The 14,082-nt window shown below is 71.7% G+C and carries 10 protein-coding genes; 2 read left to right on the forward strand and 8 right to left on the reverse strand.

Features of this window, described 5'->3' with window-relative positions; all coding sequences use genetic code 11:
• Positions 1-8: 8 nt before the first annotated feature.
• The 6 genes from B072_RS0133280 to B072_RS0133305 form a co-directional block, all read right to left on the reverse strand.
• A complete protein-coding gene (locus B072_RS0133280) occupies positions 9-800 on the reverse strand; it encodes an aldo/keto reductase (protein ID WP_051127357.1) in 792 nt (263 codons plus the stop codon).
• 158 nt (positions 801-958) lie between these two features.
• Positions 959-1,711: an ABC transporter ATP-binding protein gene (locus tag B072_RS0133285; protein ID WP_018534305.1), complete on the reverse strand. Its 753-nt coding sequence runs from the start codon at positions 1,709-1,711 to the stop codon at positions 959-961.
• Positions 1,708-4,374 (reverse strand): ABC transporter permease subunit, encoded by a 2,667-nt coding sequence (locus B072_RS0133290; protein WP_018534306.1) that lies wholly within the window; start codon positions 4,372-4,374, stop codon positions 1,708-1,710. The genes B072_RS0133285 and B072_RS0133290 overlap by 4 nt, the downstream gene beginning before the upstream one ends.
• A 22-nt stretch (positions 4,375-4,396) precedes the next feature.
• Positions 4,397-5,650, reverse strand: a complete 1,254-nt coding sequence (locus B072_RS0133295; protein WP_018534307.1) for an ABC transporter substrate-binding protein — start codon at positions 5,648-5,650, stop codon at positions 4,397-4,399.
• Between the two features lie 133 nt (positions 5,651-5,783).
• Complete coding sequence (locus B072_RS0133300; protein WP_018534308.1) at positions 5,784-7,610, reverse strand: AMP-dependent synthetase/ligase; 1,827 nt, start codon at positions 7,608-7,610, stop codon at positions 5,784-5,786.
• Positions 7,611-7,863: 253 nt separating this feature from the next.
• Entirely contained in the window at positions 7,864-9,348 is a 1,485-nt protein-coding gene (locus B072_RS0133305; protein WP_018534309.1) for an MFS transporter, read from the reverse strand.
• 153 nt (positions 9,349-9,501) lie between these two features.
• Here B072_RS0133305 and B072_RS0133310 point away from each other — a divergent pair, with 153 nt between their 5' ends.
• A complete protein-coding gene (locus B072_RS0133310) occupies positions 9,502-10,473 on the forward strand; it encodes an Lrp/AsnC family transcriptional regulator (RefSeq protein WP_018534310.1) in 972 nt (323 codons plus the stop codon).
• A 274-nt stretch (positions 10,474-10,747) separates the two neighbouring features.
• Here B072_RS0133310 and B072_RS0133315 read toward each other — a convergent pair whose 3' ends face one another.
• The gene (locus tag B072_RS0133315; RefSeq protein WP_018534311.1) at positions 10,748-11,605 is read right to left on the reverse strand and encodes a LysR substrate-binding domain-containing protein; all 858 of its coding nucleotides are present in this window, start codon (positions 11,603-11,605) and stop codon (positions 10,748-10,750) included.
• Positions 11,606-11,730: 125 nt separating this feature from the next.
• Between B072_RS0133315 and B072_RS0133320 the strand changes: the two genes are divergently transcribed.
• Positions 11,731-12,783: a bile acid:sodium symporter family protein gene (locus B072_RS0133320; protein ID WP_018534312.1), complete on the forward strand. Its 1,053-nt coding sequence runs from the start codon at positions 11,731-11,733 to the stop codon at positions 12,781-12,783.
• Here B072_RS0133320 and B072_RS0133325 read toward each other — a convergent pair.
• Positions 12,719-13,918: a DUF4185 domain-containing protein gene (locus B072_RS0133325; RefSeq protein ID WP_018534313.1), complete on the reverse strand. Its 1,200-nt coding sequence runs from the start codon at positions 13,916-13,918 to the stop codon at positions 12,719-12,721. The genes B072_RS0133320 and B072_RS0133325 overlap by 65 nt on opposite strands.
• Between the last annotated feature and the right edge of the window lie 164 nt (positions 13,919-14,082).

Raw genomic sequence — 14,082 nt, forward strand, 5'->3', positions numbered from 1 at the left:
GGCCAGGATCAGGCGACGTCGAACTCCGCCGGGTTCGGGCCGAGTCGGCGGTCCTCGTTCAGTGCCGAGATCGCGCCGAGGTCCTCGGGGTCGAGCTCGAAGCCGAACACGTCGATGTTCTCCGCGATCCGCGACGGGGTCACGGACTTGGGGATCACCACGTTGCCCAGCTGGACGTGCCAGCGCAGGACGACCTGCGCGGGCGTGCGGCCGTGCTTCTGCGCGATCGCGACGATGGCGGGAACCTCCAGGAGGCCCTTGCCCTGGCCGAGCGGCGACCAGGCCTCGGTCGCGATGCCCAGCTCCGCGTGCTTCTCGCGGGACGCGTGCTGCTGAAGGTGCGGGTGCAGCTCGATCTGGTTGACCGCGGGGATGATCGACGTCTCGCCGGTCAGCCGGTCCAGGTGCTCCGGCAGGAAGTTCGAGACGCCGATGGCCTTGGCGCGGCCGTCCGCGTAGATCTTCTCGAACGCCTTGTACGTGTCCACGTACGTGTCCTTGGACGGCAGCGGCCAGTGGATCAGGTACAGGTCCACGTAGTCGAGGCCGAGCTTGCCGAGGGACTCGTCGAAGGCGCTCAGCGTCGCGTCGTAGCCCTGGTTCGCGTTCCACAGCTTGGTGGTGACGAAGAGCTCCTCGCGGGGCAGGCCCGACGCGGCGATCGCCTTGCCGGTGCCCTTCTCGTTGCCGTAGATCGCGGCGGTGTCGATGCTGCGGTACCCGGCCTGAAGTGCGGTCGCGACGGCCGTCTCGGCCTCGTCGTCCGGCACCTGCCACACGCCGAAGCCGAGCTGCGGCATCTCGACGCCGTTGTTCAGGATGATCGGGGGAACCTTGCTCACGAGGTGTCGATCCTTTTAAGTCGTCGGTTGGTACTCCCATGGTCAACGATCACGGGCGCACGCGCATTCCAATGGCGGACTTCTTTCTCTCCCCAGCATGCCAGTCACGTTGCCGGTCATGTATGTGAACCTTGGTCCGGGAGTGGACCGGCAGAGGGTGCCGCTCCCAGGTACGCCTCGCGCACCCGCTCGTCCGCCCGCACGCTCTCCGGAGTCCCCTCCGCGAGCACGCCGCCCAGATCGAGGACCACGACCCGGGAGCACAGCTCCATCACGAACGCCACGTTGTGCTCGACGAGCAGCACCGCGCAGCCGTCCTCCTCGGCGAGCCGCCGCACCGCCGCCGCGAGCAGCCCGCGCTCCTCGGCCGTCATGCCGGACGCGGGCTCGTCGAGCAGCAGCACCCGCGGCCGGTCGGCCGCGGCCCGCGCCAGCTCCACCATGCGGGCCCGCCCGACCGGCAGCGTTCCCGCGTACGCGTCGCAGAGCGTGTCGAGCCCGCAGGCGCGCAGCAGCTCGCCCGCGCGCTCGGCGTCCGCGCCGCCGCGCCGCCACTCCTGCGCGACGAGCAGGTTGTCCGCGACCGTGAGCTGACCGAACAGCTGCTGGCGCTGGAACGTGCGGCGCATCCCGTGCCGCGCCCGCCACACCGGCGAGCGCCGCGTGACGTCCACCCCGTCGAGCAGCACCCGGCCCGCGTCCGGGCGCCGGATCCCGGAGACGACGTCGAAGAAGGTCGTCTTGCCCGCGCCGTTGGGCCCGATCAGCCCGCACACCTCGCCGGCGGCGAGGCGCAGGTCCACCGAGTCGAGGGCCCGCACGCCGCCGAACCGCACGCCGACGCCCTCGGCCTCCAGTACGTGGCTCATGAGCGCTCCGCCTCCTTGGCCGCGGCGATCCCGAGGTACGCGTCCGTGAGCCGCCGCTCCTCGACCTTCTCGCGCGGCCCGCACCACGTGACCCGGCCCTGCGCGAGATACGCCACGGTGTCGGCGACGCCGAGGATCTCGGACGCCTTCTCCTCCACGAGCAGCAACCCCGTTCCCGCGTCGCGGAGTTCGGCGAGCAGCCGGTACACCTCGTCGACGACGCGGGGCGCGAGCCCGAGCGACGGCTCGTCCGCGATCAGCACGCGCGGCGGCCGGTGCAGCAGCGCCGCGAGCGCGAGGAGCTGCTGCTCGCCGCCGGAGAGCGAACCGGCCGTCACGCTCCGCCGGGCGGCCAGCCCCGCGAACCGCTCGTACACCGCCAACCTGTCGGTTTTGGCGGGGAGTTGGAGGGCCAGGTTCTCGTCGACCGTGAGCGAGGGGAAGATGCCGCGGCCCTCAGGTGCCAGAACCACCCCCGCCCGCGCCCGGCGCACCGCGCCCTGTCGTCCCACCGCGTCCCCAGCCACGTACACGTGCCCGTGCAGCGGGGTGAGCAGCCCGGCCGCCACCCTGCACGTGGTCGACTTGCCGGCGCCGTTGGGGCCGAGCAGTGCCACGATCTCGCCGGGGCGGACGGTGAGATCGACGCCCTGGAGGACGGGCGCGCCGTCGTATCCGGCCCGGACACCGCGGAGTTGGAGCGCGGCACCGGGTTCCGGGGCGCCGTGGTCGGCCTCGGGAGGCGCCGCCGTCACGGCCGCCTTCCAGCGATGCCTGCGGACCGAGAACGCCGCGCAGTACCCGTCCGGATCGTTGGCGAGCGCCAGCCCGGCGAGCCCGAACAGGATCACCGGAAGCTGCACCGACTCGGTCACGTAGTCGCTGATGAGATGGGGGACGACCGCGAAGGTGAGCCCGGCGACCACCGCGAACTGCGGCCTGCGCACCCCGGCCGCGACCACCACCGCGAGCCAGATCAGACCCGTCATCGCCGTGAAGTCGGTCGCCGTGACACGGGTGTTGTACGAGGCGTACATCACGCCCCCGAACCCGGCGAGCCCCGCCGAGAGCGTGAAGAGGAGCAGCTTCGTGCGGACCACGGACACGCCCGACGCCATCGCCGCCGCCGGCGCCGAACGCACCGCCAGCATCGCCCGCCCGGCCCGCGAACCGCGCAGCGCGCTGAGCGCCGCCACGCCCGCCGCGCACAGCACCAGCATCGCGACACCCATCGCCCGGTCGTCGCCCAGGTCGACCGGGCCGAAGACGGCCCGCGGGATCTCCCACCCGGTGTCGCCGTTCCTCAACCAGCCGATCTGGAAAAGGACTTGATCGGCCAGGAAGGCGAGGGCGAGGGTCGCCAGGGCCAGGGAGCGGCCGCCGAGCCGCAGCGCGGGCAGCGCCACGAGCGCCCCGAGCGCGGCCGCCGCGCACGTCCCGATCAGCGCCGCCCCGAGGAACGGCACCCCGTGACTCATCAGCAGCCCGGCCACCAGCGCCGCGCCCGTCACGAATGTCGCCTGCGCCAGCGACACCATCGCACCCAGCCCCGTCACGACGGTGAACGACATGAACACCAGGGAGATCGCGAGCCCTTGGGCGAGGATCCCGCTCCAGAAAGGTGTCGTGACCGTGTAAAAGGCGAGGGCCAGCAAGGCCCCCGCCCCCGCCCACGGCCCCCACCGCCGCGCCCACGACCGCCCCGCCAGATAGTCCACCGGCGGCGCGTCCGCCGCGGCCGTGCCCGCCGTGCGCCGGCGCCGGGTGAGCAGCAGCAGACCCGCGAACAGGATCAGGAACGGCACCGCCGTACGGAACCCGGTGATCCGCTCGGCGAACGAGGCGTACCCCGCGACCAGGTTCTGCAGCACGCCGAGACCGAGCCCGCCCGCGAAGGCCAGCGGGATCGACAGGAAGCGGCCGAGCACCGCCGCCGTCGCCGACACGAACAGGAAGAGCGTGAAGTCGTGCGAGGACAGGCCGAGCAGGGGAGTGGCGAGCACCCCGGCGAGCCCCGCGAGACCCGACGACAGCATCCACGCCACCGACGACAGCCGGTCCGCGCTCATCCCGCGCAGTTCGACGAGCGACCGGTTGTCGACAGCCGCCCGCAGCTTCAGCCCAAGTACCGTGTGGCGCAGCAGAACCCACAGCCCGAGCGCCACGACGGCCGTCACCACCCAGGTGATCAGCTGGTCGGAGTCGATGCCGACCCCGTCCGTCAACTGCCAGTTCCTCGCCGGGCTCGGCCCGACGCCCGGCAGGCCGAACTGGTTCTCCGCGGGCAGTACGGACGCCCCCGCGTCGTCGAGCAGCTCGACCACCCACAGGCCGAGCGCGGGCAGCGCCACGAGCAGCCCGATCGTCGCGACGATCTGCGCGGTCTCCCCGACCCGCGCCAGCTTGCGGAACATCAGCCGGTCAAGTCCCCACCCCAGCAGGGGAGCCATGATGAGGACGAGCAGCAGCGCCGTCGGCACGGCGGGCCAGCCGAAGCCCGAGTGCAGCTCGTAGAAGGCGAGCGCGCAGAGGTAGGCGGTCGCGCCGTGCGCGAAGTTGAAGAGTCCCGACGCCGAGTAGGAGAGCACGAGCCCGGTGGCGAGCAGCGCGTACAGCGCGCCCGACACCAGCCCGCTCAGCACGAAGGCCAGCAGGTCAGCCATAGGAAGTCCCCCTCGGACAGGCCTACTTGAAGGGAATGGGCGCGTAGCACTTGAACAGTGACGACACCCGGTACGCCCCGCCCTTGAGCTCCACCAGCGCCCCGCAGCCGAACGACTCCGCGTGTCCGGCCGGGAATCGCCGGTCGCCGACCATCGTCTCCGAGTCCGAGAACCCGTCGGCGGCCTTCTGGAACGACGTCGCGGTCAGGTCCTTGCCCGTCCTCTTGGCGATGGCCAGGAAGAGATCGGCGCTCATGTACCCGGTCATCATGTGCATGTTGAGCGGGACCTTCTTGCCCGCGGCCTTCTCGATGTCGGCCTTGAACTGCTTCATCCGCGGGCTCGTCGACTCGAACGGCTCGAAGGACAGCAGTACGTGCACTCCGTCGAGCGCCTGCTTGGTCGCGCTCTTGGCGAGGAGTCCCGGGTCGTAGTCGGTCGGGTCGGTGAGCACGCCCTGGAAGCCGGTGCGCTTGACGGCCGTGAACAGCCCGATGTTGTACGGGGTCTGCATCACGGAGACGACGACGTCGGGCGCCTTGCCGCCGTCGCTGCGCAGCAGTTCCTTCGTGTACGCCGACCAGTCGCTCGGCACGGACGTCGCGGGCACGGACGCCTTCGCGTAGGTCACCTTGAAGCCGGCCGACGCGAACGACTGCTTGTACGTGCGGATCGCGAAGGTGCCCGCGTCGTTGTCGTTGGCGAGGATCGCGACCGACTTGCCCCGCGAGCCGCCCGTGACGTTCTTGAGCCCCTCCGGCCAGGTCTGCGAGATGGTGCCGCCCGGCATCGGCACCATGCAGCCGCCGAAACCGTAGATGTACGTCGGCCCGCAGAACGACGGCAGCGTGCCCCAGCCGAACGTCGGCACCTTCTGCTTCTGCAGGAAGTCCGCCCCGGAGAACGTCACCGAGCTCATCGGCGCGATGGCGAACACCTTGTCCTGCTGGACGAGTTTGCGGGCCGCCGCGAGATTCTTCGCGGGGTCCTGGCCGTCGTCCTCCGCGCCCAGGTAGTCGATCTTCCGGCCGTTGACACCGCCCTCGGCGTTGGCGCGGTCGAAACGGGCCTTCGCGCCCAGGTCGGTGTCCTTCTTGCTGTACCCGCTCGCCGTCGTCATGGAGACGATGCCGCCGACCTTGATCGAGTCGTCGGTCACTCCGCGTACCGAACTCCCCTTGTCGTCGGGTGAGGTGCTGGTTGCTGTGGAGTTGCAGGCGGTGGCGAGCAGGAGTGCCGCCACGGTGGCGGTGATGGCGCGGATCGGTCGCGACACGGTCGGGCCCCCTCCGTCGAAGTGAGGGTGATTCTGTGTGCGACCTGATGAACCGTCAATAACTGACGCATCGGTAATTGATGAACCGTCAGAAACGTTCGAGGTGACCGTCAGGGGCCGGGACCGGTGCGGCTCACGCCCGGTACAGCGCCTCCACCTCCGCCGAGTACGCCGTCTCGATCGCCTTGCGCTTCAGCTTCAGGGACGGAGTGAGCAGGCCGTGCTCCTCGCTGAACTGGTGGGCCAGTATCCGGAACGTACGGATCGACTCCGCCTGCGAGACCAGGGTGTTGGCGGCCACGACGGCACGCCGCACCTCCATCTCCAGGTCCCCGTCGCGCACCAGCTCGGCCGGGTGCATCATCTGCTTGCCGCGCATGCCGAGCCAGTGCTCGACGGCCTCCGCGTCGAGCGTGACGAGAGCGGCGACGTAGGGCCGGTCGTTGCCGACGACGATGCACTGGGCGACCAGCGGGTGGTCGCGCACCCGCTCCTCCAGCTGGTGCGGCGAGACGCTCTTGCCGCCGGAGGTCACCAGGATCTCCTTCTTGCGCCCGGTGATGGTCAGATAGCCGTCCTCGTCGAGCGCGCCCAGGTCGCCGGTGGCGAGCCAGCCGTCGTGCAGCGTGGCGTCGGTCGACTTCGGGTCGTTGAGGTAGCCCTGGAAGACGTTGCCGCCGTACAGCCACACCTCGCCGTCGTCGGCGATGTGCACGGTGGTGCCCGGAATGGCCTTGCCGACCGTGCCGTAGCGGGTCTGCTCGGGCGGGTTGGCGGTGGCCGCCGCGGTCGACTCGGTCAGGCCGTAACCCTCGTAGATCGCGACGCCCGCGCCGGCGAAGAACAGCCCGAGCCGCCGGTCCATGCCGCTGCCGCCGGACATCGCGTGCCGCACCCGGCCGCCCATCGCCTCGCGCACCTTGGAGTAGACGAGCTTGTCGAAGAGCGAATGCTGCATCCGCAGAGAGGCGGACGGTCCGGGACCCGTGCCGAACGCCTTCGCCTCCTGGGCGTCCGCGTACTTCACGGCGCACTCCACGGCCTTGTCGAAAGGACCGGACCTGCCTTCCTTCTCGGCCTTTCTGCGGGCCGCGTTGAACACCTTCTCGAAGATGTACGGGACGGCGAGGATGAACGTCGGCCGGAAGGCCTGGAGGTCGGGCAGCAGCGCGGCCGCGTTCAGCTGCGGCTGATGGCCCATCTTCACGCCGCCGCGCACCGCCGCCACCTGCACCATCCGCCCGAAGACGTGGGCCAGCGGCAGGAACAGCAGGGTGGAGGCGACCCGCTCCCGCTTGGAGGCGAAGACCGGCTCCCAGCGCTTCACCATCGTGTCCGCCTCGAACATGAAGTTCGCGTGCGAGATGACGCAGCCCTTGGGGCGGCCCGTGGTGCCGGACGTGTAGATGATCGTGGCGATCGAGTCGGGCGTCACCGCCCGGCGGTGGCGGTGCACCGTGTCGTCGTCGATGTGGGTGCCCGACGCGGTCACCTCCTCGACGGCGCCGCCGTCCAGCTGCCACAGCCGGTGCAGGTGCGGCAGCCGGTCGATGATCGTGGCGATGGTCATCGCGTGGTCCTCGTGCTCCACGACCGCCGCCGACACCTGGGCGTCGTAGAGCGCCCAGAAGACCTGCTCGGCCGAGGACGTAGCGTAGATCGGGACGACCTGCGCGCCGATGGTCCACAGCGCGAAGTCGAACAGCGTCCACTCGTAGCGCGTACGGGACATGATGGCGACGCGGTCGCCGAATCTGATGCCCTGCGCGAGCAGTCCCTTGGCCAGGGCGAGGACCTCGGCGCAGAACTGTTCCGACGTGACGTCGTGCCACTTGCCGTCGGCGTCCTTGCGGCCGAAGGCGATGTGGCCCGGGTCGTCCAGGGCATGGTCGAACACGGCGTCGGCCAGGCCGCCCACCGGCGGCGCCGTCGCCAGAGCGGGGGTGGTGAACTCACGCAATGTTGCTCCTTGTGGCGCTCCGCACAGCGTCGGTGACGGTACCCGACCGCGCGCCCCGACGGGAGGGGTGCCAACTCGCCGGGAGCACGCGGAATATGCACAGGTCAGCCGTTTAAATACGGCCACAAGGGAAGCGGCGGGACAGAATACTTACGCTTCGGTAAGTTTCGGTTCCGTAATCTCCCGGCGCTCTTCACCGTTCCTCATCGGTCTGCACCGAATCTGTACGGAGAGGCCACCGGGGTCGCCGGGATCACCGCGGGGCGCTCACCGGCTTTTTGGGCGGAGTGGTCGGTTCCACTACGGGCGTCTTGGGCGACCGTACCAGGACGAGCACCAGGAATCCTGAGACGATCGCCACACAACCGGCCAGCACCGAGGCCGAGTTGAGCCCCTGTGCGAAGGCCGTGCGCAGCGCCCGCTCCGCCACCTGGCCGCGCAGACCGTCCGCCCCGCCGCCCGCGAGCGCGTGCGCGGCCCCGCGCGGCAGCGTGTCCTGCATGCGCGAGATCAGCACGGTCCCGAAGGCGGCGATGCCGAGCGCGTACCCCAGCTGCCGGAAGGTGTTCAGCGAACCGCCCGCCATCCCGGCCCGCGCCGGCTCCACGGTGGCGAGCGCGGCGCCCGCGATCCCGGGGGAGACCAGGCCCACCCCGATCCCGGCGAGCACGAGCCCCGGCACGAGCGCGGTCCACGTCGACCCGGCGCCGAGCACCGCCTGGCAGCAGGCGCCGACCCCGATGAGGACGAGGCCGCCGCCCACCGTGATCCGCGCGGGCACCCCGTGCAGCAGCTTCCCGCCCGCGATCGCCACCACCATCGACGCCCCCGAGAGCGACAGGAACACCAGGCCGCCGTGGACCGGGCTCATGCCCAGCAGGGTCTGCAGCCACAGCGAGGTGTAGGGCAGCACGCCGAACGCGGCCGCGTTGAACGCGAAGGCCCCCACCATCACCCCCACGAACGCCGGACGGCGCAGCAGCCCGAGATCGAGCATCGGGTGCGCCGACCGCCGCTCGACGCCCACGAAGCAGCCGAGCGCGACAGCGGCGACGAGGAAGGACACGAGGGCACCCCGCTCGCCCCAGCCCCGCTCGCCCGCCCGGATCACGCCGTACGTCGCCGCGCCCGCGAAGGCCGCGAACGCGGCCGTCCCGGCCCAGTCGATCCGCCGCTCCTTCGGCCCGCGCGACTCGGGCACGTACCGCAGGGTCAGCCACACCGCCGCGACGCTCACCGGCAGATTGACCCAGAAGATCCACCGCCACCCCGGCCCCTCGGTGAGCAGCCCGCCGAGCACCGGCCCGATCGCGGCGGCGCCGCCGCTCACCGCGCCGAAGACACCGAGCGCCGCCGACCGCTGCCGCCCCTGATAGACGGCGCCGATGATCGGCAGCGTCGTCGCGAACATCGCCGCCGCGCCGAGGCCCTGCACCACCCGGGCCGTCACGAGCGCCGTCGGCCCGCCCGCGAGCCCGCACGCGAGGGACGCCGCCGCGAAGACGACGACCCCCACGACGTGCACCCGCCGCCGTCCCAGAATGTCGGCGGCGGCGCCGACGCCGAGCAGCAGCGCGGCGAGCGCCAGCGCGTATCCGTCCATCACCCACTGCAGATCACTGAGCGAGGCGTGCAGCGCGCCCGCCATGTCGGGCAGCGCGACGACGGCGATCGACACGTCCAGCAGCAGCATGAACGTGCCGAGGCAGACCGCCGTCAGGGTCCCCCATGTACGCATGTCGGTTCCGACCTTTCGTCATCGACTCGTCGTCCCGTCGCGCACGTCTCGTCGCCGTGCGCGTCTCGCTCCGTACGATGCGGGGGAGGCGGCCGATCACGATGCTCACGGCCCTCGACGCGACGGAATCCGACACGAAGGCGGACCCTGGAGATGGAATCCACCCGGTACGACGAGCTGGACCTCCGGATCCTCCAGGCCCTGGAGGCGGACGGGCGGGCGCCGTTCAGCCGGATCGCGGACGTCATCGGCGTCTCGGACCAGACCGTGGCCCGCCGCTACCGCCGACTCGTCGCCGAGGGCGGCCTGCGCGTCGTCGGCCTCCAGGACAGCGAGGTCCTCGGCTACGACAACTGGATGCTGCGGCTGCGCTGCGCGCCGGAGGGCGCCGAGACCATCGCCGCGGCGCTGGCCCGCCGCCCCGACACGTCCTGGATCGGTCTGACCTCGGGCGGCACCGAGATCGTCTGCGGCACCGTGCCGCGCACCCCCGGCGACCACGACGACCTCCTGCTCGGCAAGCTGCCCCGCACCCCGCACATCGTGGAGATCCGGGCGCACCTCCTCCTGCACCGCTTCTTCGGCGGCCCCGAGGGCTGGCTGCGCAAGTACGGCCCGCTCGCCGAGGACCAGGTCGCGGCGCTCCGGCCCCCGCCCGTGTCGGCGGAACCGGTGACGATCACCCCGGAGGACGCCCCGCTGCTGGCCGTCCTCAAGCGCGACGGCCGCGCCGGCCATCCCGAACTGCAGCGGGCTTCGGGCCGCTCCGAGTCTGCGGTCAAACGCCGCCTGTCCCAGCTCCTCGGCTCCGGGGCGCTCTACATCGACGTCGAGTACGACACCCAGCGCCTCGGCTACGACGTCGCCGCGATCCTCTGGATCACCGCGGCCCCGCGCCACCTGGACGCCGTGGGCCGCGCCCTGGCCGACCACCAGGAGATCGCCCACGCGGCTGCGACGGCGGGCCCGTCCAACCTGGTGGCCACGGCCCTGGCCCGCGACACGGCTGACCTGTACGCGTACGTGAGCGGGAAGCTGGGCCGCCTTGAGGGGGTCGAGCACGTGGAGACGGCGCCGTACATGCGCCGCGTGAAGCAGCTGACGTATCGGCCGCCGATGCGGTGACGTGTTCTTGGGGCGCCTGGTGCGGGTTCCGTCGTGGCTGGTCGCGCGGTTCCCCGCGCCCCGTGTCGCCTTCGCGTCTGCCGGGCTGTTGTCGTGCGGGCGGGTGCGGGCCGATGGGGCTTCTCGCGCAGTTCCCCGCGCCCCTGAGGTATGCGCTCCGCGCAGCCTCCTGGGCGAGCGAAGCTCGCTTCAGGGGCGCGCGGGGAACCGCGCGACCAGCCACGACGAAACCCGCACTCCACCGCCGGGCCGCCGGATCAACGGCGAGAGGCCGCTACCCCACAGCCCGATGCAACCGCTCCCCGCCCCCCAGAATCGCCTGCGCCAGCACCGCCCCCGGCCCCGGCCCCGCGGCACCCCGCAGCACGAAGTCCACCTCCCCGAGCTCCGGCAGCCCCACCCGCTCGGGCACCCGAACGAGGCCCGGCGGGATGAGTCCACGGGAGTGCGCCATCACCCCGAGCCCGGCCCTGGCCGCCGCGATCAGCCCGTTCAGGGACCCACTCGTACAGGCGATGCGCCACGCCCGCCCCTGCCGCTCCAGCGCCTCCAGAGCGAGCGCCCGGGAGATACCCGGCGGCGGATACACGATCAACGGCACCGGCCGCTCCGGATCGATCCGCAGCCGCTCGGAGCCGATCCACACCAGCCGGTCGTGCCACACGGACTGACCGCCGGGATCCTCGGGCCGCCGCTTGGCGAGCACGAGGTCGAGCTTGCCCGCGTCGAGCTGCTCGTGCAGCGTCCCGGACAGCTCGACCGTCAACTCCAGGTCCACCTCGGGGTGTTCCACCCGGAACGCCTCCAGGATCTCCGGCAGCCGGGTCAGCACGAAGTCCTCGGAGGCGCCGAACCGCAGCCGCCCGCGCAGCCGCGTCCCGGTGAAGAACGCGGCGGCCTGCTCGTGCACCTCCAGGATCCGCCGCGCGAACCCGAGCATCGCCTCCCCGTCCTGCGTGAGCTCCACGGAGTGCGTGTCCCGGGTGAACAGGGTCCGCCCCGTCGCGTCCTCCAGGCGCCGTACGTGCTGGCTGACCGTCGACTGCCGCAGGCCGAGGCGTCGCGCGGCCTGCGTGAAGCTCAGCGTCTGCGCGACGGCCAGGAACGTCCTCAACTGCCCGGGGTCGTACATACCGCCGACCCTACCCCCGCTCATCACGGAGCACGATCACAGTCAGAGCGGTATGCAGGATTCCCGATCAAGCGTGAGAGGTGGACGATGGAGAGGGCACGACCTGAACCGAGAGCAAGGAACCAATGAAACGCCTGAGCTGGCCGAGCTGGATGCCGATCGACCCGTACATCCTGGCGTTGATAGGGACCGTGGGCCTCGCCGCGCTCCTCCCGGCGCGCGGCGCCGCGGCCGACGTGGCCTCCGGCGCCTCGACCGCCGCCGTCGCCTTCCTCTTCTTCCTCTACGGGGCGAGACTCTCCACCCGCGAGGCGATGGACGGCCTGCGCCACTGGCGGCTCCACGTCACGGTCCTGGCCTGCACTTTCGTTCTCTTCCCGCTGCTCGGCCTGGCGGCCCGCGGCCTCGTCCCGGTCCTGCTGCCGCAGAACCTGTACGAGGGCCTGCTCTTCCTCACCCTCGTCCCGTCGACCATCCAGTCGTCGATCGCGTTCACCTCGATCGCGCGCGGCAACGTCCCGGCGGCGATCTGCGCGGGCTCCTTCTCCTCGCTCGCCGGCATCGTGATCACCCCACTCCTCGCGGCGGCCCTGCTCGGCAACAGCGGCGGCGGCTTCTCCACGGACTCCCTGGTGAAGATCGTGCTGCAACTCCTCGTGCCGTTCGTGGCCGGGCAGTTGCTGCGCCGCTGGGTGGGCGGCTTCATCGCGCGCCACAAGAAGATCCTCGGCTACGTGGACCGCGGCTCGATCCTGCTCGTCGTCTACACGGCGTTCAGCGAGGGCATGGTGCAGGGCATCTGGCACCAGGTGAGCGCCGTCCGGCTCGCCGGGCTCCTGGTGGTCGAGGCGGTGGTGCTCGCCGTGATGCTGGCGGCGACCTGGTACGGAGCGAAGGCGCTCGGCTTCGACCGGGGCGACCGGATCGCGATCCAGTTCGCCGGATCCAAGAAGTCCCTGGCGTCCGGACTGCCCATGGCGAGCGTCCTGTTCGGCGCGCACGCCTCGCTCGCGGTGCTGCCCCTGATGCTGTTCCACCAGATGCAGCTGATGGTGTGCGCGGTCATCGCCAAGCGCCGCGCGAAGGACCCCGAGGAGCCCGCGGACAACCGGCTCAGCCGGGAGGTCCGAGGCGCAGAGACACGAACCGCGGTCGGTACAGCGACACGTTCCGGCTGAGCTGCGCCTGCGCGGCGGCGGGCGAGGGGTCCAGCCAGTTGACGTCGTAGCTCAGCACGAGCCGCCCGCCGCCGCCGAGTTCGGGATGCGCCTGCGGGTTGTACGCGGCGAGCCCGCGCCCGGCGTCCGTGTCCCGCGGCAGGGGCGGCGCGAACGCCTTCGCGGGCCCGTGCCAGGGCCCGGCCGGCGAACACGCCCAGTACGACGTGACCTGCCGCAGTCCGCCCGACCCCGCCGCCGTGGTGAACAGGACGTACGTCCCCGACCGCCGTACGACGCTGAACGCGCTGCCGACCCCGCGCCGTTCCCCGTCCCCGAGCACCGGCGCGGGGCGCGTGCCCCACCGCTTCCCGTCCCGGTACCGCCAGGCCGCGGCGTCCCCGAGCCGCCCGTCCGGCACGCGCGCGACGTAGGCCCGGTGCACGGGCCGCTGCCCGTCGTCGCCGCCGAAGACGTACGTCCATCCGTCCCCGCCCGCGACCAGGGTCGTCCCGAACAGCACCCGCCGCGCCGGGTCGCGCACCTGTCGCTGATCGAGGATCTGGGTGATCCCTTCGAGGCGCAGATCGGGCAGCGACAAGGTGGCGACCTCGGTCGCGGTGGGCACCCCGTAGAGCCAGGATCCGCTGCCCTCGGCCCGCGTCCACAGCAGCACCCGTACGACCTTCTCAGCGGACCCGGGGGAGCGCGCCTCCACCCGCGCGGCGACGGGCCACCGCCATTCGCCGACGCCCGTGTCCGGGAACAGCGGCGCGGCGACCGTCCGCTGAAGGCGGCCCGAACGCCCCATCACCACAGCCGAGTTGCGTACGAAGGGGGCGCTGCCGTCCCGCCAGGAGTGGTCCTGCCCGGCCGGGTTCGGCGCCGGGTGCACGGCCCCCAGATACGTGTCGGAGAACAGCCACAGCACCCGCCCGTCGGGCAGCCGCACGGAGTGCGACCCGTCTCCGCCGGTCCAGTCGTCGGTACGGGAGGCGTCGTCCCCGTACCGTACGAACTCGTCGTTCAGGCGCGAGTCGGAGGACCAGGACGAGACGGCCAGAGCCCCGCAACGGGAACCGCCTTCCCCGCCGGGGAGGGCGATCAGCAGCACCAGCCCGCAGACGACGGCGAGCAGCAGAACGATCAGGGGCACGGGGGACCGCGCGATCAGCCCCCACGGACCGCGAGCCGCCGACGATCGCTCACGACCCCACACGGAAGGCGACGCTAACGTCCCCCGCACCCCGGGTAAACCGCGCCGCACCACGCGGGCCTGGTCGAGTGCGCCCCGGACCCCAAGGACCGACGCAAGAACGC

The sequence above is a fragment of the Streptomyces sp. HmicA12 genome (assembly GCF_000373565.1).
Lineage (GTDB): Bacteria > Actinomycetota > Actinomycetes > Streptomycetales > Streptomycetaceae > Streptomyces.

Excerpts from the sequence above, each read along its gene's own strand:
- B072_RS0133280 (WP_051127357.1), bottom strand. The coding sequence starts at position 800 with ATGCCGCAGCTCGGCTTCGGCGTGTGGCAGGTGCCGGACGACGAGGCC.
- B072_RS0133285 (WP_018534305.1), bottom strand. The coding sequence starts at position 1,711 with ATGAGCCACGTACTGGAGGCCGAGGGCGTCGGCGTGCGGTTCGGCGGC.
- B072_RS0133290 (WP_018534306.1), bottom strand. The coding sequence starts at position 4,374 with ATGGCTGACCTGCTGGCCTTCGTGCTGAGCGGGCTGGTGTCGGGCGCG.
- B072_RS0133305 (WP_018534309.1), bottom strand. The coding sequence starts at position 9,348 with ATGCGTACATGGGGGACCCTGACGGCGGTCTGCCTCGGCACGTTCATG.
- B072_RS0133310 (WP_018534310.1), top strand. The coding sequence starts at position 9,502 with ATGGAATCCACCCGGTACGACGAGCTGGACCTCCGGATCCTCCAGGCC.
- B072_RS0133315 (WP_018534311.1), bottom strand. The coding sequence starts at position 11,605 with ATGTACGACCCCGGGCAGTTGAGGACGTTCCTGGCCGTCGCGCAGACG.
- B072_RS0133320 (WP_018534312.1), top strand. The coding sequence starts at position 11,731 with ATGAAACGCCTGAGCTGGCCGAGCTGGATGCCGATCGACCCGTACATC.